Here is a 24,450-nt window from a genome sequence, read left to right on the forward strand (position 1 = left end):
GGGCAGGCTCACGCGCCCCCCCGGGTTCGCGCCCCACGGCTCCCTGACCGCGCCCGGCCCGCGGCGCGTCATCGTGTTCCTGATCGCCGGCGGCGCGGTCCTCGTCCTCGGCGGCGGCGCGTACGGCCCGATCGCCAAGCGGGCGGGACGCTCCCGCGCCCGCACGGAGCCCGCCAGTGCCGGCTGAGGCCACGGACGCGGGCGGCCCGATGTCCGGGGACCCGTACGAGGACGAGTACCCGGACGGTCTGCGCAAGGTCGCCCGAGTGATCCTGCTCGACCCGGACGACCGCATCCTTCTCCTGCACGGCCACGAGCCGGACGATCCGGCCGACGACTGGTGGTTCACGCCGGGCGGCGGAGTGGAGGGCGCCGAGACCCGTGAGGAGGCGGCGCTGCGGGAACTCGCCGAGGAGACCGGCATCACCGAGGTCGAACTCGGCCCGGTGCTGTGGCGACGCATGTGCTCGTTCCCGTTCGCGGGCCGCCGCTGGGACCAGGACGAGTGGTACTACCTGGCCCGTACGACCCAGACCGCGATCGAGGCCGTGGCGCTGACCGAGCTGGAGCGGCGCAGTGTCGCGGGAGCGCGTTGGTGGACGTGCCGGGAACTGACCCGGGCGCATGAGACGGTGTATCCGACCAGACTCGCCGAGCTGCTGCGGAGGCTGCTCGACGAAGGTCCCCCGGCCAGACCCGTGACCCTTGACACGGAAATCGTCTAGGGGCCCGCGGGACTGACGCACAATGGTGGGATCGCACGGCTGAAGGGGAACATGCCATGAGCGCCGAGGACCTCGAGAAGTACGAGACCGAGATGGAGCTCAAGCTCTACCGGGAGTACCGCGATGTCGTCGGTCTGTTCAAATACGTGATCGAGACCGAGCGGCGCTTCTACCTCACCAACGACTACGAGATGCAGGTGCACTCGGTTCAGGGCGAGGTGTTCTTCGAGGTGTCGATGGCCGACGCCTGGGTGTGGGACATGTACCGGCCCGCACGTTTCGTGAAGCAGGTACGGGTCCTCACGTTCAAGGACGTGAACATCGAGGAGCTGAACAAGAGTGACCTCGAGCTTCCCGGCGGGTGACGGCCCACGAACGGGTGACTGAGTTGTCCACAGTCACCCGGCCGTCCACCAAGATCCACTTCTTGGGGGCGAGTGCCTGACCGTTGGCACCGGAGGTGGTGCCGACATGAACGCACGCAGCGCACTCGGCAGGTACGGCGAGGACCTGGCCGCACGGCGGCTGGCCGAGTCCGGAATGACGGTCCTGGAGCGCAACTGGCGCTGTGGCAGGACGGGCGAGATCGACATCGTCGCACGGGACGGCGACGTGCTGGTCGTCTGCGAGGTGAAGACCCGCAGGAGCGGCGGCTACCAGCATCCGATGGCGGCGGTCACGCCCGAGAAGGCGGGACGGCTGAGGGACCTGGCCGAACGCTGGATCCACGCCCACGGCGGGGCACCGCCGGGAGGCGTCCGCATCGACCTGGTCGGCGTGCTCCTGCCCCACCGCGGGGCGCCGGCCGTCGAGCACGCGCGGGGGGTGGCCTGATGGCATTCGCCCGTACGTGCTCGGTGGCGCTGGTGGGCGTCGAGGGCGTGGTCGTGGAGGTCCAGGCGGACCTCGAACCCGGAGTGGCGGCGTTCACGCTGGTGGGACTGCCGGACAAGAGTCTGACGGAGAGCCGGGACCGGGTGCGGGCCGCCGTCGTGAACTCGGGCGGCGAATGGCCGCAGAAGAAGCTCACGGTCGGCCTCAGCCCGGCGTCCGTACCGAAGGCCGGCAGCGGCTTCGACCTCGCGGTCGCGTGCGCGGTGCTCGGTGCCGCCGAGCGCATCGATCCGAGGGTGCTCGCCGACATCGTGATGATCGGGGAACTGGGACTCGACGGCCGGGTGCGCCCGGTGCGGGGCGTCCTGCCGGCCGTGCTGGCCGCGGCCGACGCCGGGTACGAGCAGGTGGTGGTGCCGGAGTGCGCCGCGGCCGAGGCCGCCTTGGTGCCCGGCGTGTCGGTGCTCGGCGTCCGCAGCCTGCGGCAGCTGATCGCCGTCCTGTCGGACGAGCCGGTCCCGGAGGAGCAACCGGACGACCAGGGGCGCCCGGGTCCGCTCCTGGCCGGACTGCGCATGCCCGGCACGGGCGCGGCCACCGGCATGCACAGCCTGGGCGCCGCGCAGCACGACCAGGGCCACGACCTGGCCGACGTCGTGGGCCAGCTCGCGGCGCGCACGGCCGTGGAGGTGGCCGCCGCGGGCGGTCACCACCTGTTCCTGGAAGGGCCGCCGGGCGCCGGCAAGACCATGCTCGCGGAGCGGCTGCCCCGCGTGCTGCCGAGGCTCACCCGGGAGGAGTCCCTGGAAGTCACGGCGGTCCACTCGATCGCCGGACTCCTGCCGCAGGGCAAGCCGCTCATCGACATCGCGCCCTACTGCGCCCCGCACCACTCGGCGACCATGCAGTCCCTCGTCGGCGGCGGACCCGGCATCGCACGGCCCGGTGCCGTGTCGCTGGCCCACCGGGGAGTGCTCTTCCTCGACGAGGCGCCGGAGTTCCACGGGCAGACCCTCGACGCACTGCGGCAGCCCCTGGAGTCGGGTCACGTGGTGATCGCGCGCAGCGCGGGCGTGGTCCGGTTTCCGGCACGGTTCCTGATGGTGCTGGCGGCCAATCCGTGTCCCTGTGGTCGTTTCTCACGGCGCAACACCCTGTGCGAGTGCCCGCCGTCGGCGATCCGCCGGTACCACGCACGGTTGTCGGGCCCCCTGCTCGACCGGGTCGACCTGCGTGTCGAGGTCGAACCCGTCACCCGTGCCCAGCTCACCGAGCCCGGCGCGCGGGGCGAGGCCACCGCTGCGGTCGCCGACCGGGTCCGGGCGGCCAGGGAAAGGGCGACGGCACGCCTCGCCGGAACGCCCTGGCGAACCAACAGCGAGGTACCGGGGCGGGAGCTGCGCAGCCGATGGCAAGCGGTGCCCGGGGCGATGGACGAGGTCGAGCGGAACCTCGAGCGGGGCGTGCTGACGGCGCGCGGGCTCGACCGTGTCCTGCGTGTCGCCTGGACGGTGGCCGATCTGGCCGGCCACGACCGGCCCGACGCCACGGACGTCGCCCTTGCGCTGCAGCTGCGCACCGGAGTGCCCCGGGGCGTGCCCATGGCCATCGGGGCCTCGACGTGAAGGGAGGGGGCGGTCACCGCGACGAACTTCTCTCCCGTGTCTTCCTCACCCGCGTGGTGGAACCCGGGGACGACACCGCAGGCCGGTGGCTGCGGGAGCATGGAGTGCCGGAGGTGGTCCGGCGGCTGCGAGGGGGCGGGGACGCCCTGCCGGGGGTGAGCGGGACGCGCTGGGCGGGGCTGGTGGCGCGGGCCGCGCGGGCCGAGCCGCGGCGGGACCTGGAGGCCGCGCGGGCCGCCGGTGTGCGGTTCGTGTGTCCCGGGGACGGCGAGTGGCCGGCCCAGCTCGACGACCTGGGGGACGCCCGGCCCGTGGGGCTCTGGGTGCGTGGAGGGCCCAGCCTGCGGATATGGGCACTCAGGTCGGTCGCCGTCGTGGGGGCGAGGGCTTGCACGGAGTACGGCGCCCACATGGCGGCCACCCTCGCCGCGGGACTCGCAGAGCGCGGCTGGGTGGTGGTGTCCGGCGGTGCCTACGGCGTCGACGGCGCCGCCCACCGGGGCGCCCTCGGCGCGGGCGGGGCCACCGTGGCCGTCCTGGCCTGCGGGCTCGACCGGCCCTACCCACGCGGGCACACCGAGTTGATCGCGAGGATCGCGGAACAGGGACTGGTGGTCGGGGAGTTGCCGCCCGGCGACCATCCGACGCCGAGCAGGTTCGTCCTGCGGAACAGGGTCATCGCGGCGCTCACCCGGGGCACCGTGGTCGTGGAGGCCGCCCACCGCAGCGGCTCGCTGGTCACGGCGCGGGCGGCCCAGCGCCTGGGACGGTTCACCATGGGGGTCCCGGGACCCGCCACCAGCGGTCTCTCGGCCGGCGTGCACGAGCTGCTGAGAGGGGAGGCGGCGCTGGTCACCGACTCCGCGGAAGTCGTCGAACTGGTCGGCGACATGGGTGAGCTGGCCCCGGCCCGGCGTGGCCCGGTCCTGCCCCGTGACCTGCTGGAACCGTCCGCCAGGCGGGTTCTGGCCGCCCTGCCCGCAGGCCGGCCGGCACCGCCCGGGGAGATCGCTCTCGACGCGGGGACCACACACGACGAGGCGATCGCGAGGCTGTACGAACTCCGATCACTTGGATATGTCGAACGACACGGCGATGTCTGGAAGTTGACACGCCAGGCGATGATCTCGCTCCGGGACGGTCACGGTCGGTGCTGACCGAGTGGGTTCGGCCGTCCGGGGGAAACCCCGACGCCCTTGGGATTTCCCGGAGTTGGCAGCTCCGGTCGGTCACGCAGAGCGACACCTGACATGCGGAGGTGTCCGTCGGCAAGGGTGCCCGCGCAGGGGTGGTGCCGCCCTGTTCGCGCACCGCGACTCGTCAGTCACGCTACGCTCACGAGGACCCCGACGCAGACCGCGCCAACTCGACATCAGACCGACAGCTCGCCCAGGAAAGCACCTTCACCCTCTTAACCCCCTTAACCCCTGTTCACGGCACTTCACTGCAGAACGGCACAAGGCGACGAATGCCCCAGCACACCTCCGGGTCCGACCGGGCGGCGATCCCCCCAGCCGCCCGTGACGGTGGCAGCGTGCGGCCGCCCGCTCCGTCGACGCTCGACGAGCTGTGGCGGTCCTACAAGGCGACGGGGGACGACCGGCTGCGGGAGCAGCTGATCCTGCACTACTCACCCCTGGTGAAGTACGTGGCGGGACGGGTGAGCGTCGGTCTGCCCCCGAACGTGGAGCAGGCCGACTTCGTGTCCTCCGGGGTGTTCGGGCTGATCGACGCGATCGAGAAGTTCGACATCGAGCGGGAGATCAAGTTCGAGACCTACGCGATCACCCGGATCCGCGGCGCCATGATCGACGAGCTTCGGGCGCTGGACTGGATCCCCCGGTCGGTGCGGCAGAAGGCCCGGAACGTGGAGCGGGCGTACGCCACGCTGGAGGCCCGGCTCAGACGCACCCCCTCGGAGTGCGAGGTGGCCTCCGAGCTGGGTATCGAGATCGACGAACTCCATGCGGTGTTCAGCCAGTTGTCGCTGGCGAACGTGGTGGCCCTGGAGGAGCTGCTGCACGTCGGGGGCGAGGGCGGTGACCGGCTGAGCCTGATGGACACGCTGGAGGACACCGCCGCGGACGATCCGGTGGAGGTGGCCGAGGACCGGGAGCTGCGGCGGTTCCTGGCGCGGGCGATCAATACGCTGCCGGAGCGGGAGAAGACGGTCGTCACGCTGTACTACTACGAGGGGCTCACGCTCGCCGAGATCGGGAACGTGCTGGGGGTCACCGAGAGCCGGGTCAGCCAGATCCACACCAAGTCGGTGCTCCAGCTGCGGGCGAAGCTGGCGAGCTTCGGCCGGTGAACCGGCGGAAACGCCGTGCGCGGGGCGGAGTGCCTCCCGTCCGGGGTCGCGCGTCCGTAGAGTGGTTGACGTGCCAAGGATTCGAGCGGCCTCCGTGGCCGAGCACCGGTCGATGCAGCGAGCCGCCCTGCTGGACGCGGCACGTTCCCTGCTGTCCGAGGGCGGGACGGAGGCGCTGACCTTCCCGGCGCTCGCCGAGCGCACGGGACTGGCGCGGTCGTCCGTGTACGAGTACTTCCGGTCGCGGGCCGCCGTGGTCGAGGAGCTGTGCGAGGTCGACTTCCCGGTGTGGGCGGCCGAGGTGTCGGCGGCGATGGAGCGGGCCGAGACGGCCGAGGGCAAGGTCGAGGCGTACGTCCGGCAGCAGCTGGGGCTGGTCGGGGACCGGCGGCACCGCGCGGTCGTGGCCATCTCGGCGAGCGAGCTGGACGACGGGGCCAGGGAGAAGATCCGGGCCGCGCACGGCGGGCTGGTCGCGATGATCGTCGAGGCGCTGGGGGAGATGGGCCACGCCCAGCCCCGGCTCGCGGCGATGCTGCTGCAGGGCGTCGTGGACGCGGCCGTGCGGCGGATCGAGCTGGGTGCGGCGGAGGATCCCGCGGCGATCACCGACGCGGCCGTGGCGATGGCGCTGCGGGGCGTGCGGGGCTGAGCCCCGTTCAGGCGGGCAACGGCACCCCCAGCACCGGCAGCAGCCTCGACGGCCCCCTGCTCAGCAACCACGGCGGCAGCAGCAACAGCGGGTCGAGATAGGTCTCGCCCCGGAGCAGGCCCCAGTGCAGGCACGTGACCGCGCAGTGCGAGACCGGCGGCTCCACCGCCCCGACCACCTCACCCGCCGCCACCTCGTCGCCCCTTTTCACCGACGGGCTCACCGGCTCGTACGTCGTGCGCAGATCCGTTCCCCCCAGCTCCACGGAGACCACGCCCCGCCCCGCCACCCGGCCCGCGAAGGACACCCGGCCCGCCGCCACGGAGCGCACCGGTGTCCCGGGTGCCGCCGCCAGGTCCACGCCCCGGTGGCCGGGACCGTACGGTGTCGCCGGGGGCTCCCAGCCCCGTACCACCACGGGACGGGTCCCCACCGGCCAGACGCGGCCGACCCTGGGTACCGCGGGCGGTGGTGCCGGCGCCGGGACGTCGGCCCTGGCGAGCGGTGTGAGCGCCACCGCCCCGAATCCCAGCGGCAACGCCACCCACGTCCACACACATCGCATCAGTCGTCGCATGGCGGAACCGTCCCGCACCCCCGCCGATCATGGCCGGGAACTGTGGACGACTCCCCGGTTGTGGACAGCGGCGTCACCCGGTGCCTCGCGGGTCCCGTACACTTCTTTTGGCGATCCGGGTCACCGGGTCGACTTCGCACGCCCCGACACCTGGTGATCACACACCGGTGTCAGCGCCTCTCGGTCCTTCGTGGCAAGGCGCACTCGGGCGTCAGGCGCGGGCACCGGCCGGTTCCCGCGGCACAACCGAGAAACTCAAGGAGATACGGCCATGGCCGTCGTCACGATGCGGGAGCTGCTGGAGAGCGGCGTCCACTTCGGTCACCAGACCCGTCGCTGGAACCCGAAGATGAAGCGCGTCATCTTCACCGAGCGCAACGGCATCTACATCATCGACCTGCTCCAGTCGCTGTCGTACATCGACCGCGCCTACGAGTTCGTCAAGGAGACCGTCGCCCACGGCGGCACGGTCATGTTCGTCGGCACGAAGAAGCAGGCGCAGGAGGCCATCGCCGAGCAGGCCACCCGCGTCGGCATGCCCTACGTCAACCAGCGCTGGCTGGGCGGCATGCTCACCAACTTCTCGACGGTCTACAAGCGTCTGCAGCGCCTCAAGGAGCTCGAGCAGATCGACTTCGAGGACGTGGCCGCCTCCGGCCTCACCAAGAAGGAGCTGCTGGTCCTCTCCCGCGAGAAGGCCAAGCTGGAGAAGACCCTCGGCGGTATCCGCGAGATGCAGAAGGTGCCCAGCGCCGTCTGGATCGTGGACACCAAGAAGGAGCACATCGCGGTCGGCGAGGCCCGGAAGCTCAACATCCCGGTCGTCGCCATCCTCGACACCAACTGCGACCCCGACGAGGTCGACTACAAGATCCCGGGCAACGACGACGCGATCCGCTCCGTCACCCTGCTCACCCGTGTGATCGCCGACGCCGTCGCCGAGGGCCTCATCGCCCGCTCCGGCGTCGCCACCGGCGAGAAGGGCGAGAAGGCCGCGGGCGAGCCGCTCGCCGAGTGGGAGCGCGACCTGCTCGAGGGAGAGAAGAAGGACGAGGCTCCGGCGGCCGCCGAGGCTGCCGAGGCTCCGGCCGCCGAGGCTCCGGCCGCCGAGGCTCCGGCCGCCGAGGCCCCGGCCGCCGAGGGCGAGCAGGCCTGACTCCGTCAGCGTCAGCGTTGACGGCGGGGGCGGTACTGCAACCAGTGGCGCCTCCGGCGCGGTGAAGTCCGCCCCCGCCGTTCACCCGTCGATCAGCGGAGAGTCGGCAGGCCCGGTTACATGGGAACTGCAAATCCCCTGATCTTCGATCCTCCAGACTTCGAGAGAGATTCACAGACTCATGGCGAACTACACCGCCGCCGACGTCAAGAAGCTTCGTGAGCTCACCGGCGCCGGCATGATGGACTGCAAGAAGGCGCTGGACGAGGCCGAGGGCAACGTCGAGAAGGCCGTCGAGGCGCTCCGCATCAAGGGCCAGAAGGGCGTCGCCAAGCGCGAGGGCCGCTCCGCCGAGAACGGCGCCGTGGTCTCCATCATCGCCGACGACAACTCCTCCGGCGTCCTCGTCGAGCTGAAGTGCGAGACGGACTTCGTCGCCAAGGGCGACAAGTTCCAGGCCGTGGCCAAGGCCATCGCCGAGCACGTCGCCAAGACCTCCCCGGCCGACCTGGAGGCCCTGCTCGCCTCCGAGATCGAGGCCGGCAAGACCGTCCAGGCGTTCGTGGACGAGGCCAACGCCAACCTGGGCGAGAAGATCGTCCTGGACCGCTTTGCGCAGTTCGCCGACGGTTTCGTGACGGCGTACATGCACCGCACGATGCCCGACCTGCCCCCGCAGATCGGTGTCCTCGTCGAGCTCGACAAGCAGAACGATGAGGCCGCCGCGGTGGCCAAGGGCGTCGCTCAGCACATCGCCGCCTTCGCGCCGAAGTACCTCTCCCAGGAGGACGTCCCGGCCGAGGTCGTCGAGTCCGAGCGCCGCATCGCCGAGGAGACCACCCGCGCCGAGGGCAAGCCCGAGGCCGCGATCGCCAAGATCGTCGAGGGTCGCCTCAACGGCTTCTTCAAGGACGCCACGCTGCTCGGCCAGCCGTACGCGCTCGACAACAAGAAGTCCGTCCAGAAGATCCTGGACGAGGCCGGTGTCACCCTGAAGCGCTTCACGCGCATCAAGGTCGGCATCTGAGTCCGTACCGCGATCGACGGGCGACCCCGATAGGGTCGACAGCAGTCGGCCGTTCCGTTCGCGTATGCCGCCGCGCACACGCGTGTGACGGACGACAGCAGATCTGACGAGGAGGCCATTGCCGCGCATGGGAGCGAAAAACGACCCCATCGGCAATGGCCTTCTTCGTATGTGCAACACGTGAAAGAGGCGGGATCTCCATGACCACCAAGGCCCAGAAGAGCGACGACGGCAAAGTGCGCGGCCGGTTTCTGCTGAAGCTGTCCGGAGAGGCCTTCTCCGGAGGCGGGGGCCTGGGCGTCGACCCCGACGTGGTGCACAAGATCGCCCGTGAGATCGCGGCCGTCGTGCGCGACGGTGCGGAGGTCGCGGTCGTCATCGGCGGCGGCAACTTCTTCCGCGGCGCCGAACTCCAGCAGCGCGGCATGGACCGGGCCCGCTCGGACTACATGGGCATGCTCGGGACCGTGATGAACTGCCTCGCCCTCCAGGACTTCCTGGAGAAGGAGGGCATCGACAGCCGGGTGCAGACCGCCATCACCATGGGCCAGGTCGCCGAGCCGTACATCCCGCTGCGCGCCGTGCGCCACCTGGAGAAGGGCCGTGTGGTCATCTTCGGTGCCGGTATGGGCATGCCGTACTTCTCCACCGACACCACCGCCGCCCAGCGCGCCCTGGAGATCGACGCCGAGGCGCTGCTGATGGGCAAGAACGGGGTGGACGGGGTCTACGACTCCGACCCCAAGACCAACCCGGACGCCGTCAAGTTCGACTCCCTCGGCTACGGCGAGGTCATCACGCGCGACCTCAAGGTCGCCGACGCCACCGCCATCACGCTGTGCCGCGACAACAAGCTGCCGATCCTGGTGTTCGAGCTGCTGGCGGAGGGCAATATCGCGCGGGCCGTCAAGGGTGAGAAGATCGGCACGCTTGTGGGTGAGCAGGGTAGCCGGGACTGACCGGCAAACCACCTCCGTCCACCGGGCGCCACCTGTCCGGGGGACGGGCGGCACGGACCCTGACCGGGGGATGGACAATGTTCTGCCGGTCGGGAACCGTGCAGGAAGAAGACGCGACGCAGCCGGCCGCCGCCACCGCCAAGGAACCGCAGCCGGGCCTACTCAAGACACGCAGGAGCAAGTGGTGATCGAAGAGACCCTCCTCGAAGCCGAGGAGAAGATGGAGAAGGCCGTCGTGGTCGCCAAGGAGGACTTCGCCGCGATCCGCACCGGCCGTGCGCACCCGGCGATGTTCAACAAGATCGTGGCCGACTACTACGGTGCGCCGACGCCGATCAACCAGCTGGCTTCGTTCTCCGTGCCGGAGCCGCGCATGGCGGTCGTGACCCCGTTCGACAAGAGCGCCCTGCGCAACATCGAGCAGGCGATCCGCGACTCCGACCTGGGCGTCAACCCGAGCAACGACGGCAACATCATCCGCGTGGTGTTCCCGGAGCTCACCGAGGAGCGCCGCCGCGACTACATCAAGGTCGCCAAGGGCAAGGCCGAGGACGCGCGCGTGTCCATCCGCTCCGTGCGCCGCAAGGCCAAGGACGCGATCGACAAGCTGATCAAGGACGGCGAGGTCGGCGAGGACGAGGGCCGCCGTGCCGAGAAGGAGCTCGACGACACCACCGCGAAGTACGTCGCCCAGGTGGACGAGCTCCTGAAGCACAAGGAAGCGGAGCTGCTCGAGGTCTGATGAACGACTCTTCCTGGGGGGCGCCGCCACAGACCGGGTACTGGGGGCCCACCGACCATGGGCCTGACCTGGGGCATGACCGCGGCCATGCCCAGGGAGCCGCCCCGGCGGGTCCCGCGTACGATGCGCATGACGCGCAGCACACCCGCCCCATGCCCATCGTGCCCGACGACGTACCCGTGTACGGCGGAGACCAGGATGAGGACCGGGGGGCCGCTCGGCTGAGCGGCCCCTTGTTCCGAGACGAGACCCCGACGGCGCGGCCACACCCGGTGGCGCCGCAGAATCCGGAGCCCATGCCCGACGCCCCTCAGCCGGCGCCCGCACCGCAGAAGAAGAGCGCGGGCCGCGACCTGAGCGCCGCCATAGGCGTCGGCGTCGGGCTCGGCGTGGTGATCGTCGCCTCCCTGTTCATCGTCAAGGCCTTGTTCGTCGGCGTCATAGCGATCGCCGTCGTGGTCGGCCTGTGGGAGCTGACGAGCCGCCTCCAGGAGCGCAAGGGCATCAAGGCGCCCCTGGTTCCGCTGGCGCTCGGCGGCGCGGCGATGGTCGTCGCCGGGTACGTCCGGGGCGTCGAGGGTGCCTGGGTGGCCATGGCGCTGACCGCGCTCGCGGTACTGGTCTGGCGCATGACGGAGCCGCCCGAGGGCTACCTCAAGGACGTCACGGCCGGTGTCTTCGCGGCGTTCTACGTGCCGTTCCTGGCCACGTTCGTCTCGCTGATGCTGACGGCGGACGACGGCCCGTTCCGCGTCCTGACCTTCCTGCTCCTGACGGTCGTCAGCGACACCGGCGCGTACGCCGTCGGCTGGCGCTTCGGCAAGAACAAGCTCGCCCCGCGCATCAGCCCCGGCAAGACCCGCGAGGGGCTGTTCGGCGCGGTCACGTTCGCGATGGTCGCGGGCGCGCTGTGCATGCAGTTCCTGATCGACGACGGCAGCTGGTGGCAGGGCCTGCTCCTCGGCCTCGCGGTCGCGGCCAGCGCCACGCTGGGCGACCTCGGCGAGTCCATGATCAAGCGGGACCTCGGCATCAAGGACATGGGCACCTTGCTGCCGGGCCACGGCGGCATCATGGACCGGCTGGACTCGCTGCTGCCGACGGCACCTGTGGTGTGGCTGCTGCTGGTGCTGTTCGTCGGATCGGCCTGAGCCGCCGCGCCCCGAGAACGAGCCCGATCCAGGGCCGAACGAGCCCCCGTCCCCTCCGGGACGGGGGCTCTTCGCATGCCGTGACGGCACCCGTCGGCTCCCGGAGCCCGGATGACGTAGCAGAAATGGCCGCCCGGACGGCCGGGCGGCAGACTTCCACGCAGTACGACCGGAGGCCCGCGCAGGCCGACGGGTGACCGCACACGAGGACCGCCGCCCCCACAGCACGACCGACCACCGCATGAGACGAACGGCGACCGCGGATGGCGAGCGGTGCCCGCGTCGGGCGACGACCCGGCGCAGCCGATTGTGCCGGGGCGGGTCGACTGCCTGTGACCTGGTGGTCCCCGGGTCACCCGATGGGATCTGCGGCGGCCCTGTGCCCTGAATACTCAGCGATCGAGACGACGCCACGGGTTGGCGTCGCGATCCCCGGTGGCTTCGGCAGCGTGCTCATCGATCATGTGGAGGACACCGGCCGCCATTCTCTCGAGGCAGGATGCGGCCGCCTCGGCGTTCAGTTCCGCTACAGAATCGCTTTCTTCCCGGTAAGCCTGCGTGCCGGCTTCGGTCCACTGGGACACGAAGCGAGTTTCGCCCATGAAATGCACGAGGTCCTGAGGTGAGACCCGTGAGAGGCGCTCCCCGACGGGCGGGGCACCGTGCTGCGGAGGCGGTGAGGGCCAGTAGAGATAGTCGCGGTACGGCGCTCCCTCCCCGAGCGATGGCGCGAATTTCGCGGAAAGGCCAACCGTCACGTTGCCTCGGCGATCGAGGAGAAGGGTGGGGTATCCGTTCCATTCACCGCTCCGGTCGCCGTGGCTCCATACATCCCCCCATGTCAGATGGCGTCCGATGTTGCTGTATCGATCGCCATTGGCCCAGAGCCAGCAAATCTTCCAGGCGTGATGCGTGGGAACCCGTTCAGGGGGCTCCGGAGTCCAGAGCTTGCGCGCCAGCCACGAACTGGGCGGAGGTTCAGCAGGTCGCTTGGCTTTCCATGGAATCGCCAGCAATGGCACACCGGCTTCCTCCAGCCGTTGTGCGCTGGACCGCGCGAAAGCGTTGAACTCTTCCGTGAACGCGGAGATTGCTGATTCTCCGGCCTTCACGTCTTCTTGCCGGCGGCGTTCTGCGTCGCGCTTCTCCCGGTTCAGTCGCTCCCCTGCGGCGAACACGTCGCCATCCCTGTCGACCACAGCTTCCCCCCTCTGCCGTGCGCAAATAATGCCCACCGGCAATCACCCCTACGCAAGGCACGCGAGGCGTTGTTCCCAGACCTCCAGCGGGTTCTTCGTGGCCAGGCGCCGCTCGATCGGCCACTTCGGCGCTGTTCCTCGGCGATCCGCCGGTCGCGTGTTCGATTCCGGGGCCAGGGTGCCGGCGTGTCGCCGAACACCACGGCCGCAGCACCACGTCCCCGGCGACAGCCGCACCCCGGCTCGCTTCGCCAGGGGGAGACGGCCGAGTCCGCAGGCCACTCATTTGGATCTGCGACACTGATAGGGCCATGCCTAAGCCCGGAGAACTGGCAGTGTCCGGGCACCAACGAGCCCCCTACCAGCGTGTTCGGCGCGGATGGGGGGCCGTGTGTGGGTCACCGGGCCGTCTCTGGGCCGTGAGGCGGGGTGCAGCGCCCGCTACCAGCCTGAGCGAGATCGCCCGAAGCCGTCTCCCGGCACGCGAAAATAGCCTCGTGGATGCAGCCGTGTGGGTCGGCGCTGTCTCTGGCTTAGCGGGGGCAGCCCTAGGGACAGTGGGTGCTATAGCGTCGACGCTGATCTCGCAGCGTCATCAACGATCTATGTCCCGTGACGAACGGCGATTGCAGCTCGCGCGAGAGGCCATTGACACGTTGACGGTCGAGTTCGTGGCCTTGCGGAACCTAGCAAGGAGGTTTCCGGAGGAGGGTGCCGGCGAGGACGAAATGCGCCCCTTTCGCCTAGAGTCGTTGGATCATCACCAGCGCATTGAACAGGCGCTCGTCAGGCTTCCGGACGAGCAGCTTAGGGTCCGTATCGGTGACGTCTTGCGCGCTAGCCAGCGAGCCTTTCAAGGCTTGGAAGATGACCGGCGAACAAAGTTCACTGCGGCCTTCACCGTGACTGCGGAAGCGCTTGGTTGCTTGGGTGCCAACCTGAGGGAAGAGGAAATGCCTCCTCGTAGCCCTCACACGGTTGAGGCCTTGCGCCGACGCGTCGCGCACGAGGCCCGGCGCCGAGCGAGCTCTGCTGACGCGTCTTAGTTCCCTCAGTTCAGCTGGCGGCATCACGATCAGGCTGATCCGCCAGGACCGTGTCCACGGCTCGACGGGTCCGCTCCTGGCTCGATGGCATGAGGTGCGCGTACACCCGCAGCGTCAGCGCCGGGTCGGTGTGCCCCAGGTACTGGCTGACGGCCTTGATGCTCTCCCCGGCGTCCAGCAGGACGGACGCGTAGAAGTGCCTCAGCGCGTGCATACCGTGCTCGCGCGCCGATTCGTACTTGCCGTCCGGCCCGGCGTCCGGGATGAGGCCAGCTGCCGCCAGTGCGCGCTTCCACTCCTGGATATTGAAGTTGCTGCGCCAGACGACCCCGCTCGCGGTGTTCGTGAACAGAAGACGGGCCGACACCTTCGGCCCGTCCGGCTTCCGCCACGGCAGCGTGATCTCCACAGGCTTGCAGGCGTCCATGTGCGCGCGCAGGGCCTCAGCCACAGACGACGGCAGCGGCACGTCCCGCTCCTTGTTGCACTTCGGCGGGGCATACACGGCCTTACCTCGGATGAGCTTCACCTGCCGTACCACCCGCAGGATGCCGCCCTCGAAATCGATCGCGTCCTCAGCAAGCCCCACGATCTCGCCCTGACGGAGTCCGCACCCTGCTCCCGTATCCACCATGGTCCGGTACCGCTCGGGAAGCGCCGCGCGGACGGCGTGCACCTGAGCGGGCAGCCACGGCACAACGCGCCGACGCTCGGCCGACGGAGGGCGGACGGACCTCGCGGAGCACGGATTCCGAGGCAATAGGCCGTCGTCCACGGCCGCACTCAGCACGGCTCGAACGTCGCCGTAGATGTTGCGCGCGTACGCACCGCTCACGCCGGGGTTCGCCTCCAGGGCGCTGACGAGTCCGCGGATGTGCTCGGGACGGAACGAGTCGAGCGGGCGCCCGCCGAGCACAGGGAACGCGTGCAGGCGCAACCGCTGTTCGGCCACGATCTGACTGGACACGTCAGCGGTGTGGGCCTTGAGCCACTTCTCGGCGTAGGTCTTGAAGGTGATCCGGGCCGCGCGCGGGTCGATGTACTGACCGCGCGACATGTCGGCTGCGGTGTTGGTGAGCCACCTTTCGGCAAGGCGCTTCTGTCCGTCGGGGAAGCTCTTGGACTTCTCGGTGCCGTCGGGGCCGACGTAGCGGGCGCGATAGCGCATGCCGGTGCAATGGCGGTCGGTCTTGACGCGGGTGGTCTTGCCGTCGGTGTCGGTCTCGGTCTTGTACCAGCGGTCTTGGATGTGGCCGGCCAAGTGAGGTGTCGTCCCTTCTGGATAGAGGACGGGTAGGGCCACGGCGTGCCCCTACCCGGGGAGTTGGACCGTGTGACAGAGCCGCGTCAGGCGGCGTCTCGGTCTGCGCTCTTGCGCTGGGTGACGTATTCGTGCACGTCGGCGGGGTCGTAGCGGATGTACTTGCCGATACGGAAACCGGGCGGTCCAATGCGCTTCTTGCGCCACTGGTAGACGGTTTCCTTGGGCACCTCGAACATCGCGGCGATGTCGTCGGCTGTGAGGTACCGGTCTGGGAGACCTCCCCGGAGGATGGCTCGGAGGTCGTTTCTAGCTAGAGCGGGCGCGCTCACTGAGCCCTCCACGAGTTGGAGACAGGGGTTCGTTTCAGGGCCTGCCGAGAGCCGTGTGTGTCCGAGGTTCGGATTTCTGCGTCATCGCGTCACGCACGTCATTTGTGCTACTGACCTGCGGTTATGTGGTGACGCGGGCGGCTCGGGGCGTGTCACAGGGCGGGGCGGGGTTCTGTCACCCTGTGACGTGGGTGACGCGGGATGACGCAGGTGTTAGCCGTCTGCGTCATGGCTGTAGCCGCTGGTCAGGGGCCGGTTTGGGGTGGCCGGTGACGTGGGTGACGCAGCATCTCTCCTCTTAGGAAAAACACGGGGTGGTGTCTGTAGTGGTGCGGCGGCTCAGGATGTGAAGAAGGAGCCGCTTCGCGGCGCGCCTTGCAGCGGCGGCGCGGCCGCCGGAACAGCAAGAGGAGCACGCCTGGCCGGGGGTGCTCCTCTTGCTTGTTCAGTGCGGTGCCGGGGGGCGCGGGTCAGAACGCCGCTTCCTGCTCGTGTGGGAGCGTGAGCGGGGTGCTGCGGGTCATTTCGATGTAGCGGGCGGCGCTGGTGCGCCCCCAGTCGATGAGGACGCCGCGTGCGGCGAGGGTGGGCTGTAGCCGCTTGAGCCGGTCGGAGAGCACCTTGCCGGTTGCGGGCCAGCCCTTGGGCAGGGGGCGGCATTCCTCGCCGCTGTAGAGGCTGGTGAGGGCGTACAGCCATTCCGATGACGTCATGCGGACTTCCGTGCCCGGGTCGAGCTCGGCGGCGTGCTTCAGGACCGTCTGCGCGAGGAGGTCGCCTTCGATGACGTCGTCGTTGAGGTCGTCGAGGCTGGCCCGGTAGGCGTTGAGTGCGCCGAAGCCGGTAGCCGCGTCGAGCTGCGCGCACAGGTGGGCGAAGTCGGCCATCCGCAGGTCGGTGGGGGTGTCCGCTTCGGCGGCCCGCACCTTCACCGTCAGGTCCAGGAGGGAGCCGAGTACCACTGGCAGGATCTCCGCGTATTCCGCCCAGAGCTCCGCCTCGGTGCGCCGTACCCGGGGCCGCACGAGGCGGAGCGGGAGGAGGCGTTCGGCGAGGTCGGGGCGGATGACGCCGACGTCGATGCCGGTCAGGAGCATGGGGCGCCGGTAGCGGGAGCGGACGACGTCGCCGTCGGTGAAGAGTGCGCGCTTGATGCTCTCGGCGCCGGTGACGATGCAGCACATGAGGTCGGACAGGTCCGGGGGCAGGTGGGAGAGGTTGTCCAGGGCGGTGACCCATCCGGCGGCGACGGCCGTGATCATGTTCTCTTCGTCCTTGGGTGCCCGGCGCAGGTCGCCGCTCATCCCTTCGATGATCCGCACCAGCATCCGGCCGCCGGTGGACTTGCCCGCGCCTTGCGGGCCGGTGAGGAACGGTGCGGGGACGGGCACGGACGGCTCCAGACAGCCGATGAGCCAGGCCAGTGCCAGGCACTCGGTCTCGGCGCTGGCGAAGTTGCACAGGCGGAGCAGAAGGTCGATGCCCTTGCCGTCGGTGTCCTTGGCCGGCAGGGGAAGTTCGCCGGTGAGCTGGGTGCGCCGCCAGCACACTTCCTTCGGGTCGGGGGTGCGGATGTCCCAGCCGGTGGGGTGGATACGGACGCACTTGCCGTCGTTGCGGCTCAGGTCGAGCCAGGTGGCTCCGTCGAATCCCGGGGCGACGCGGATGTGGGTGGGCTGTACGTCCTCGGTCAGGGCGAGTGCTTCGATCAAGTCCAGCGCCTCCTTGAGTGCCGTGCCGTTGAATACGCCGATGCCGTCCTTGAAGAGGCCGACCATGAGTTCTTGACGGTGGCTGCCGGTGGTGCCCTGGGAGCGGATCGGGCGGGCGACTGGGTGGCCGTTCTTCTGCGCGTAGACGGTGCCGTCGATGGTGCGGAAGTACCGGAAGTGCGTTTGTGCGTAGTCGGTGATGATCTGGCGGGCCGGGGTCTTCTCGTCCTCGGGCATGGCTACATCCCCAGTGCGGTGCGGGCGTTGATCCACGCATCGGTGCAGTGGCGAGCGGTTTCGCCCTTGGACTGGGCGGCGGTGAACAGCCGGGCAATGTGGGCGTCGGTGAGGCAGCCGCACCGGCCGTGCGTGGACAGCACGGCCAGGAAGGTGCGGTACACCGTGGCGTGGACCGCGGTGGAGGCCTCGGTGATGCGCTGCTCCGCCATGGCGATGCCGCGTTCGAGGAAGACGGGCGTGAGGTGGCGGCACGCCGCGCCTGCGGCCCGTGCGGGCACGGCGATGGCGTGCGGTGCGGGCTGCACCGCGGTGGGCCGCTTCACGGCCAGCGCGCGCACTTCCTCCGGCAGGACGGTCACGGTGCCGGTGCCGGGGCCGAGCCACCGGGCGTAGGACATCGTGGACTTGATGTCGACGCCGTCATGGACAGCGTTCACGGACCGCATCGTGCCCCGGTAGATCCAGTGTTCTCCCCGGGTGGTGGGCACGGTCTGGGTGGGCGGCAGGGCGGTGCGGGCCCAGGCGACGGCGTCGGCGTGGTCTAGGTCCACGACGGTGAGGCCGGCCCCGCCGGGGTGGTAGGCCACGGCGACGGCTCGGTGCCACGCGGATGCCCACGGCGGGGAGACAAGGACGGTGCGGTTGGTGGTGGCGGCGGCCCACGCATGGCAGACGCCGGGGCACCGGCAGGGGCCGGGGGTCTTCATGTTCGGCCGGCCGCCGCACGCGTTCTGTGCGCAGGTCCTGCAGTTTCCGAACGGCACCTTCCCTTCCCGCAAGGGCAGTACCGGGACGCCGGCCGCCGCGAGAGACAGCGCGGTGTGCACGTGGCTGCGTACTCGCCGGTTGTCGGTCGGATGGGTCATGCTGGGTTACCTCCACTGTTCCGTTGGATGGGTGGAACCAGGGCGGCCCCGGACTTTGGCGAGACGGGGGCCGCCCTTGGCCTATGTGGGCGGGCTGCTACGGGTTGGGGATGGCGTGGACGATGGCGGTGGCCATGTCGTTGATGGGTCCGGCGGCGCCGGTGGAGGCGAGGAAGAACCCGAACATGACGGCGGTGAACGCGGCGCCGGCGCTGAGGCTGTGGGAGCGCAGCAGGAAGAACAGGACGAGCCCGAAGAGGAAGACGAGCGAGACGGTCACGGCCATGGGGTGAACTCCCTGTCGGAGCAGTGGCGGTGGGGGCGTCGGGTGCCGACGCGGTGGATGTCGCGTCCGGTGTTGAGCAGGCGGCGGCCGATGCGGAGTCGGTAGGCATGCCCGCGGCAGCGGCGGCAGAGTTTGACCTTTCGGCGGGCCTGTCGCAGGCCGGTTCCGGAGCACTTCCGACACCGGGCGAACGGCTGGATCGCACATAACAGTGCGTAACTGACAAGGAGTAGCAGGAGGGCGAGGCTAGCGAGAGCCACCGGGGCTCACATCCCTTCCAGGGGCGGTTTATGGGTGTTTCCGCAGGTGGGCCGCTAGATGCTAGTGAGCTGATCAGCGGCCGTACGGGGTGCTAGCGGGGGTGCTAGGCCTAGCGGTGGCGGCTGCTAGGTCTAGCACCCCTGCTGGGGTTAGGCGGCGACCCGATCAGCGTTACGGCGTGTAATCACGGCGGTGATGTCGGCGCGCTTGATGCCGCGCCGGTTGGCGCCCTCGCCGTCGTCGGTGGTGCCCCAGACCTGCCCCGACTTGATGCCCCAGGGCTTGAGCGCCGCGGTGACGTTCTCGCCGGTCCATCCGGCGTAGGTGTCGGGGTGGGCGGCGGTGAGGCGGGCGGCGATGCGCTCGCACCACACGGCCTTCTCGTCGGCGGCGATGACGTCCAGGACGTCGGCGAGGATGTCGGAGCCGGTCCCGGTGGTGTCCGGGCCCTTGCCGATGGCGTGGCCAGTGACGTTGCCGTACTCCTCGCGCATCTTGCGCGCACGGGCGACGACGCGTTCGGCGCCGACCGCGTCGACGAACGCGGAGGCGACGATGCGGGCGTCGTCGCCCTCGCCGGCCATCCAGCAGATTCCCCGGTCGGAGCGGGAGAACATCGTGGCGCGGATGCCTGCCTTGTGGGCGCCGGTGCCAAGGACCATGTCGTTGGCGGTGTGGCCCATGACCTTGAGGCAGAACCGAAGGATGGCGTTGTTGCTGACGCCCGGGGGCAGGGACTTTGCGTCGGGGCGCTGGGTGCCGAAGATGCCGATGATGCCGAGTGCGGGCCCGCGCTTGGTGATGTCGGTGCAGATTTCCTCGACCTCTGCGCCGTACTTGTGGTGCTCGAAGGGAACCTGGCACTCGTCCGCTGCCACCACGATCGGGTGCAGTCCCAGGCTCTTGTCACTGGCGAGTTCGGGCGTGACCTTCGACTCCGGGCAGCGGGTGCGGGGCAGGGACTTGATGACCTTCGCCCGGCGGCGCAGCTCTTCGCGCAGTTCCCGCAGGGATTGCACGACGTATTCGATGTCGTCTTCGTCGTCGCCGGCGCGGTAGCGGTGGCAGATCGGTTCGAGGGCGCCGAAGTCGCCGGTGCCCTTGAAGTCGAAGGCGTAGATCTGGGCGCGTGGGTCGAGGGCGGCGATGAGCAGCAGCAGCCGCATGAGGAAGGTCTTGCCCATGCGGGGCACCGAGGCGATGACGATGGAGACGAACATCAGCGTCACCTCGACCCAGCGCATGCGCTGGTCGTTGCCGAAGACGACGGGCTTGAACAGGTCAACGCTGCCGTCCTTGAGCAGCGGCCAGGCCGGTTTCGTCGTCTCGTTCATGGGCCGGTCGCCGACCCACAGCACCAGACGCCCTTCGTGCTGGTCGGGGTCCTGCGAGGGCCACACGCAGCCGACCTTGCGCCGCAGGCCGGAGGCGAGCTGCTTGCGCGCGTCCATGATGTCCTCGGGGGTGACGCCGTAGGGAAGGTCGAGGTCGGCGCGGTAGCCGGGCCCGTCGCGGACGATCTCCGAGACGAACCGCAGGCCGTTCATGTCGCCGCCCTTCTTGATGGCGGCAGTGATTTTCGAGTTCCCGATGGAGTCGAGTCCGCGCAGGACGATGGAGCCGGTCAGCTTCTGGATTTCGGTCTTCAGCACGGCCGGACCGACCACGGGGGCGTCGGGCTGCTGCCCGCCGACCCCGAGCAGCAGCACCCCGCCGGCGGCGAATGCGTACAGGTACTCGGGGGCCAGGACGTACAGGTACAGGGCGAAGCCGAGTCCGAACACGGCGGCGACCAGGGTGACCAGGCCGCGCAGGCGGATGCGGCCGGCGCGGAGCCTGGCCAGGCGCATGTACTCCTCGACGTCCTCGGTGCGCACCGCGAACTCCCGCAGCGGTGCGGCCTCGCGGTCCCACACCCACCGGTTCGTCGTCGCGACGAACCGGCACGCGCCCCTCGGTGACATGAGGGCGAGACGTCCGGCATACACCGGGATCCGCACCCCGTGATACAGGGCGGCATAGCCGACGTTCGCACCCGCGTGGCGGGCGGTGGCGAGGAAGTCACGCCGGTTGGTGAGCCACCCGGCAAGGACCGGCTTGCGCTTCTCGATGCGTACCTTCGGGTCCGGCAGAGCCGGGTTGTCAACCGGGACGGGGACGGCCGGGGCGTCGTCGTCGGGACCGGTGTCAGGCACGGGCCGCAGGTGCGGGCTCATCGTGCTTTCCGTCATGCTGAGTACTCCCTGCTGCTCAAACGGGTGGTGGGTGACCCCGGGGGCGGCCTGTTTCCTTGGCCGGGACGACCACCCCCGGGGCGTTGCTACTTGCTGGTCCTGCTGTTCTTGGCGCGCTCCTCGCGCTTGCGGGCCTGGTCCAGGACGCGGTCGACCTTGCGCTGCAGGTCGCTCTGGTCGACCCGCCCGCCGAACTGGCGGTCGTCGGCCAGGCCCCGCTTGGCCATCCGGGCGACGTACCAGGCGATCCGGGTCTTCTCGCCGGCGGTGAGGCGGGGCTGCTGGTTGCTGCTCACGGCTGTCTCTCCCGTTCCGGGCCGGACTGTCCGGCTCCCCACAGCCCCCGGGCACTGATGTCCGGGGGCCGCAGGCAGCCGTCAGCGGCGGCCGCGGGCGCGGCGCACGTTGTGAGGGGCACGCTTGCCGTCCTCGCCGCCCACCGAGCGGACGACAGTGACGACACCCCACGCACACACCGCCGCGATCAGTGCGAGCAGTGCGAGGTTGGCGGCCATCGCGGTGAGCACGCCGACCAGCAGCGGGCCGAAGTAGACGCCGGCCGCGACAGCTCCGGCTCCGACACCGGAGCCGAGCGCGATGCGCTGCACCGTGCGGTCCGGCGGCGCCTGGTGCACATGCTGATGGATGATCTGCGGGCCGCTGTAGTGCTGCGGCAGGGCGGGCAGGCGATCGGTGTAGGTGTAGGTGCCGTCCGGGAGTTGCACGACCCGGGGCACGTCAGGCAGCGATTCCATCGCAGGTTCCTTCGGAGTACGCGCACGGCACGCAGGTGCCGAGCGCGGTGGGGATGACGTATCCGGCGTCGCGCCAGCAGGCGGGGCAGGTGCGGCGGGCGCGGTTCGCTTTGGCGAGTGCTGCCCATCGTGCCGGGGTCATGGGCCGGACCGGTTTCGCTAGGTTGACGCGGTACAGGTAGGCGATCAGCGGCCCACGTCGGCGGCGGGGGCGTTCGAGCTGCGCGGCGACGTCTTGCCCGCCGGGGCGCAGGTTGCGGGCGCGTAGTTGCCGGCGGGTGGCGTAGCCGTCCGGGGCGAGGTGCCACCGGTAGACGGGCAGCGCGCTCATGCCGCGCCGCGGCGTCCGGGCCGGCGTCCGGCGATCGACCCGAGCAGCCGCCCGAGCCGTACCGCCCGAAGGGGACCCGGGCGGGCCGAGCGTTTCGCCGCGTACATCGCCTCATCGGCGCGGCGCATCAGGGCGGACAGGTCCTCGCCCGGGTGGTCGGCGGCCCGCACCCATCCGAGAGACACGGTCGTGTGCACGTTCGGGGTGGTGTCGAGGGGTCGGGCCAGGATGCGGGTGAGGGTGTGCAGCCGGTCGGGGGCCGTGCCGTCGTGGTCGACGAGTACGGCCGCGAACTCGTCGCCACCGAGTCGGCCCGCGACCCCGCCGGGGGTGGTGCCGTGGGCGAGGCGGGCGGCGACCGCTACCAGCAGTGCGTCACCGACGGCGTGCCCGTAGATGTCGTTGACGTGCTTGAAGTGGTCGACGTCCGCGAGGATCACGACCGCGCGGGGGTCGCGCAGCAGGCGGCGGGCGCGCCGGGTGAACGCCTCCCGGGTCCACAGCCCGGTGAGCGGGTCACGGCGGGCCGCGGTCAGCCGGCCGTGCAGCCACCGGGCATGAATCGCCCATCCGAGGACGGGGGGCAGGGCCGGCAAGAGGGTGGCGAGGGTGTTCATGCGGCCACCCGCGTCCACGCGGCCCGCAGGCGAACCTCGGATGCGGAGTGGCCGGCCGCCCGGAAGCGGGTCGCCATCTCCCGGTAGGGCAGGGCGGGAACGCGGCTGGTGCGGATCTCGTCGACGAACGCGTCAAGTTCGGCGTCGGTGAGCGCCGGGCCCGACTCCAGCGCGGCAACCGGCTCGGTCGGCCCCCAGACGGGGAGCTCCCACCGCGGTGTGACGTCGGGCGTGACGCGGGTCGTCACGCTGGTCAGTGCCCTGCCCGTGTCCTCACCGGACCGAGCCGCTTCCAGCGTCGACCACGCATCGGAAAGCCGTTTGGCAGTCTCGGCCTGGACACGGGCGACGCGCGCGCCGGCCTGCGTCACGGCGGTCAGCCGAGTCTCCTCGGTGGCCGCTTCCGCCCGCAGGCGGGCACGGGCCACGGCCGCTTCGTCGCGGGCTTCCTGCCGAATACCGCGGATCGCTCCGAGTGCGTTCTCAGTGAGCGCGGTCCGCTCCCACAACCCGTGCACCAGCCACAGCGCCTTCGCCGCCAGCGGCAACCAAGCCACCGCCAGCCACGCGCCCATGTCCGCTTCCACGGTCAGCGCGTGGGCGACCAGGACGCCGGTGGCGACCAGACCGAACGACCAGCCGACCACCGTCACGGCGTCGGAGCGGTCGCCCTGCGCGGCGAGGCGCCGCTCATAGGCGAGGGTGGCCAGCCAACCCCCGTCGATGCCCAGACCGACCACCAGCGCAACCGGCCACGGCATCACCGAACCCAGCCACATCGTCACCACAGCCAGGGTGAGAACCAGCGACACCGCCGTCACCGCGACGGCGGGCAGAGCGGTCGGGCGGGCCATCACGCCACCCCCGCCCTGTCGGGCACCTGCATGTAGCCGGTCAGCTCGATGTCCGCGCCGCCGTACTTCGTCTGTGCGCTCAGCACGCCAGTGCGGTCATCGCACTGCACGTGGAAGTCGACCGCGTCCACAGCGATACCGAGCGCTGCCCGCCACGCCTCGAACGCGGTGCACCCGCCCTGCATTTCGTGCACCGACAGGGACAGCCGGTCCGGGTAGACCGCGCTCACGTCGACCACCGGGGCCGGCAGGTCCGGGAAGTCGAGAGCCAGCAGCCGCAACGCCCGCAGCGGCGCCGACAGGGCGTCCAGCGTGAGGATCGTGCTCATGCCGCACCCCCCGCCAGGGACGCGCCGGCCGTGCGGTTGGTCAGCTTGGCCCGTTCGGCGAGCACCCGGGCCAGCGCCCGGCGTACCCGGCGGGCGTCGACGTCGTTCGGGGCGTGGTCCATGGCCGTGATCTGCGCGTCGACCAGGTCGACGTCCGCCAGGATCAACGGCATCTCGGCTTCGATCGCGGACAGCTCCGCGTCGGTCGGCTCCATCCAGTCGGCGAACGCTGTGATGGCGTCCTGAACAGTAATCTCGTTCATTGGGTCGTGGTTCCTCTCAGGGTGGTACGGCCCGAAGCGGGGGCGCGGGGGGCGGCCCCGCGCCCGCTGGACTCAAAAAAACAAAGAGCGACACCCGCACAAAAA

27 protein-coding genes and 1 pseudogene are annotated in these 24,450 nt (G+C 70.2%); 13 read left to right on the forward strand and 15 right to left on the reverse strand.

Annotated features, from left to right (window positions below; genetic code table 11):
* The 8 genes and pseudogenes from ACFW2E_RS04510 to ACFW2E_RS04545 form a co-directional block, all read left to right on the forward strand.
* Window positions 1-187 (forward strand): annotated as a pseudogene (locus ACFW2E_RS04510) (signal peptidase I); the annotation flags it as partial.
* Between the two features lie 22 nt (window positions 188-209).
* Window positions 210-725: an NUDIX hydrolase gene (locus ACFW2E_RS04515; RefSeq protein WP_384461315.1), complete on the forward strand. Its 516-nt coding sequence runs from the start codon at window positions 210-212 to the stop codon at window positions 723-725.
* A gap of 56 nt (window positions 726-781) precedes the next feature.
* Window positions 782-1,090, forward strand: a complete 309-nt coding sequence (locus ACFW2E_RS04520) for a DUF2469 domain-containing protein (RefSeq protein ID WP_003965949.1) — start codon at window positions 782-784, stop codon at window positions 1,088-1,090.
* A 106-nt stretch (window positions 1,091-1,196) separates the two neighbouring features.
* Window positions 1,197-1,559: a YraN family protein gene (locus ACFW2E_RS04525; protein WP_384461247.1), complete on the forward strand. Its 363-nt coding sequence runs from the start codon at window positions 1,197-1,199 to the stop codon at window positions 1,557-1,559.
* Entirely contained in the window at window positions 1,559-3,184 is a 1,626-nt protein-coding gene (locus ACFW2E_RS04530; protein ID WP_384461249.1) for a YifB family Mg chelatase-like AAA ATPase, read from the forward strand. Before ACFW2E_RS04525 ends, ACFW2E_RS04530 begins: the two co-directional genes overlap by 1 nt.
* A gap of 56 nt (window positions 3,185-3,240) precedes the next feature.
* Window positions 3,241-4,341 carry a DNA-processing protein DprA gene (gene dprA, locus ACFW2E_RS04535; protein ID WP_384461318.1) on the forward strand — a complete coding sequence of 367 codons (1,101 nt, stop codon included), beginning with the start codon at window positions 3,241-3,243 and terminating at the stop codon, window positions 4,339-4,341.
* Between the two features lie 311 nt (window positions 4,342-4,652).
* Entirely contained in the window at window positions 4,653-5,495 is an 843-nt protein-coding gene (gene whiG, locus ACFW2E_RS04540; RefSeq protein WP_384461252.1) for an RNA polymerase sigma factor WhiG, read from the forward strand.
* Between the two features lie 94 nt (window positions 5,496-5,589).
* The gene (locus ACFW2E_RS04545; RefSeq protein WP_384461321.1) at window positions 5,590-6,147 is read left to right on the forward strand and encodes a TetR/AcrR family transcriptional regulator; all 558 of its coding nucleotides are present in this window, start codon (window positions 5,590-5,592) and stop codon (window positions 6,145-6,147) included.
* Window positions 6,148-6,154: 7 nt separating this feature from the next.
* Here ACFW2E_RS04545 and ACFW2E_RS04550 read toward each other — a convergent pair whose 3' ends face one another.
* Window positions 6,155-6,724, reverse strand: coding sequence for a murein hydrolase activator EnvC family protein (locus ACFW2E_RS04550; protein WP_384461255.1), 570 nt, complete (start codon window positions 6,722-6,724; stop codon window positions 6,155-6,157).
* A gap of 271 nt (window positions 6,725-6,995) precedes the next feature.
* Here ACFW2E_RS04550 and rpsB point away from each other — a divergent pair, with 271 nt between their 5' ends.
* The 5 genes from rpsB to ACFW2E_RS04575 all read left to right on the forward strand — a co-directional run bounded on the left by rpsB (window position 6,996) and on the right by ACFW2E_RS04575 (window position 11,759).
* Window positions 6,996-7,880, forward strand: coding sequence for a 30S ribosomal protein S2 (gene rpsB / locus ACFW2E_RS04555; RefSeq protein WP_384461258.1), 885 nt, complete (start codon window positions 6,996-6,998; stop codon window positions 7,878-7,880).
* A 181-nt stretch (window positions 7,881-8,061) separates the two neighbouring features.
* Window positions 8,062-8,907, forward strand: coding sequence for a translation elongation factor Ts (tsf, locus tag ACFW2E_RS04560; protein ID WP_384461261.1), 846 nt, complete (start codon window positions 8,062-8,064; stop codon window positions 8,905-8,907).
* A gap of 200 nt (window positions 8,908-9,107) precedes the next feature.
* Window positions 9,108-9,866 carry a UMP kinase gene (gene pyrH / locus ACFW2E_RS04565; protein ID WP_384461264.1) on the forward strand — a complete coding sequence of 253 codons (759 nt, stop codon included), beginning with the start codon at window positions 9,108-9,110 and terminating at the stop codon, window positions 9,864-9,866.
* Between the two features lie 184 nt (window positions 9,867-10,050).
* Window positions 10,051-10,608, forward strand: coding sequence for a ribosome recycling factor (gene frr, locus ACFW2E_RS04570; RefSeq protein WP_067041614.1), 558 nt, complete (start codon window positions 10,051-10,053; stop codon window positions 10,606-10,608).
* Window positions 10,608-11,759 (forward strand): phosphatidate cytidylyltransferase, encoded by a 1,152-nt coding sequence (locus ACFW2E_RS04575; RefSeq protein WP_384461268.1) that lies wholly within the window; start codon window positions 10,608-10,610, stop codon window positions 11,757-11,759. The genes frr and ACFW2E_RS04575 overlap by 1 nt, the downstream gene beginning before the upstream one ends.
* Before the next feature lie 392 nt (window positions 11,760-12,151).
* On the opposite strand, the gene ACFW2E_RS04580 is transcribed toward ACFW2E_RS04575, so the two are convergent.
* The 14 genes from ACFW2E_RS04580 to ACFW2E_RS04645 form a co-directional block, all read right to left on the reverse strand.
* Complete coding sequence (locus tag ACFW2E_RS04580) at window positions 12,152-12,958, reverse strand: hypothetical protein (protein WP_384461271.1); 807 nt, start codon at window positions 12,956-12,958, stop codon at window positions 12,152-12,154.
* 1,056 nt (window positions 12,959-14,014) lie between these two features.
* Window positions 14,015-15,265 (reverse strand): tyrosine-type recombinase/integrase, encoded by a 1,251-nt coding sequence (locus tag ACFW2E_RS04585; protein WP_384461274.1) that lies wholly within the window; start codon window positions 15,263-15,265, stop codon window positions 14,015-14,017.
* A gap of 86 nt (window positions 15,266-15,351) precedes the next feature.
* A complete protein-coding gene (locus tag ACFW2E_RS04590) occupies window positions 15,352-15,597 on the reverse strand; it encodes a helix-turn-helix transcriptional regulator (RefSeq protein ID WP_384461277.1) in 246 nt (81 codons plus the stop codon).
* 470 nt (window positions 15,598-16,067) lie between these two features.
* Window positions 16,068-17,546: an ATP-binding protein gene (locus ACFW2E_RS04595; RefSeq protein WP_384461280.1), complete on the reverse strand. Its 1,479-nt coding sequence runs from the start codon at window positions 17,544-17,546 to the stop codon at window positions 16,068-16,070.
* A gap of 2 nt (window positions 17,547-17,548) precedes the next feature.
* Window positions 17,549-18,415: a bifunctional DNA primase/polymerase gene (locus ACFW2E_RS04600; RefSeq protein WP_384461283.1), complete on the reverse strand. Its 867-nt coding sequence runs from the start codon at window positions 18,413-18,415 to the stop codon at window positions 17,549-17,551.
* Between the two features lie 97 nt (window positions 18,416-18,512).
* Complete coding sequence (locus ACFW2E_RS04605) at window positions 18,513-18,701, reverse strand: hypothetical protein (protein WP_235452770.1); 189 nt, start codon at window positions 18,699-18,701, stop codon at window positions 18,513-18,515.
* A 410-nt stretch (window positions 18,702-19,111) separates the two neighbouring features.
* Window positions 19,112-21,193, reverse strand: a complete 2,082-nt coding sequence (locus tag ACFW2E_RS04610) for a cell division protein FtsK (RefSeq protein ID WP_384461286.1) — start codon at window positions 21,191-21,193, stop codon at window positions 19,112-19,114.
* Between the two features lie 89 nt (window positions 21,194-21,282).
* The gene (locus ACFW2E_RS04615; RefSeq protein WP_384461289.1) at window positions 21,283-21,492 is read right to left on the reverse strand and encodes a DUF6257 family protein; all 210 of its coding nucleotides are present in this window, start codon (window positions 21,490-21,492) and stop codon (window positions 21,283-21,285) included.
* Window positions 21,493-21,573: 81 nt separating this feature from the next.
* Complete coding sequence (locus ACFW2E_RS04620; protein ID WP_384461291.1) at window positions 21,574-21,951, reverse strand: DUF6251 family protein; 378 nt, start codon at window positions 21,949-21,951, stop codon at window positions 21,574-21,576.
* Window positions 21,935-22,282, reverse strand: coding sequence for an RRQRL motif-containing zinc-binding protein (locus tag ACFW2E_RS04625; protein ID WP_384461294.1), 348 nt, complete (start codon window positions 22,280-22,282; stop codon window positions 21,935-21,937). The genes ACFW2E_RS04620 and ACFW2E_RS04625 overlap by 17 nt, the downstream gene beginning before the upstream one ends.
* Window positions 22,279-22,899 (reverse strand): GGDEF domain-containing protein, encoded by a 621-nt coding sequence (locus tag ACFW2E_RS04630; protein ID WP_384461297.1) that lies wholly within the window; start codon window positions 22,897-22,899, stop codon window positions 22,279-22,281. The genes ACFW2E_RS04625 and ACFW2E_RS04630 overlap by 4 nt, the downstream gene beginning before the upstream one ends.
* The gene (locus tag ACFW2E_RS04635; protein WP_384461300.1) at window positions 22,896-23,753 is read right to left on the reverse strand and encodes a protein spdB; all 858 of its coding nucleotides are present in this window, start codon (window positions 23,751-23,753) and stop codon (window positions 22,896-22,898) included. The genes ACFW2E_RS04630 and ACFW2E_RS04635 overlap by 4 nt, the downstream gene beginning before the upstream one ends.
* Window positions 23,753-24,082, reverse strand: a complete 330-nt coding sequence (locus ACFW2E_RS04640) for a hypothetical protein (RefSeq protein ID WP_384461303.1) — start codon at window positions 24,080-24,082, stop codon at window positions 23,753-23,755. Before ACFW2E_RS04640 ends, ACFW2E_RS04635 begins: the two co-directional genes overlap by 1 nt.
* Window positions 24,079-24,345, reverse strand: a complete 267-nt coding sequence (locus ACFW2E_RS04645) for a DUF6284 family protein (RefSeq protein ID WP_384461306.1) — start codon at window positions 24,343-24,345, stop codon at window positions 24,079-24,081. The genes ACFW2E_RS04640 and ACFW2E_RS04645 overlap by 4 nt, the downstream gene beginning before the upstream one ends.
* Window positions 24,346-24,450: the final 105 nt, after the last annotated feature.

This window comes from Streptomyces sp. NPDC058964 (genome assembly GCF_042741275.1).
Taxonomy (GTDB): Bacteria; Actinomycetota; Actinomycetes; order Streptomycetales; family Streptomycetaceae; genus Streptomyces.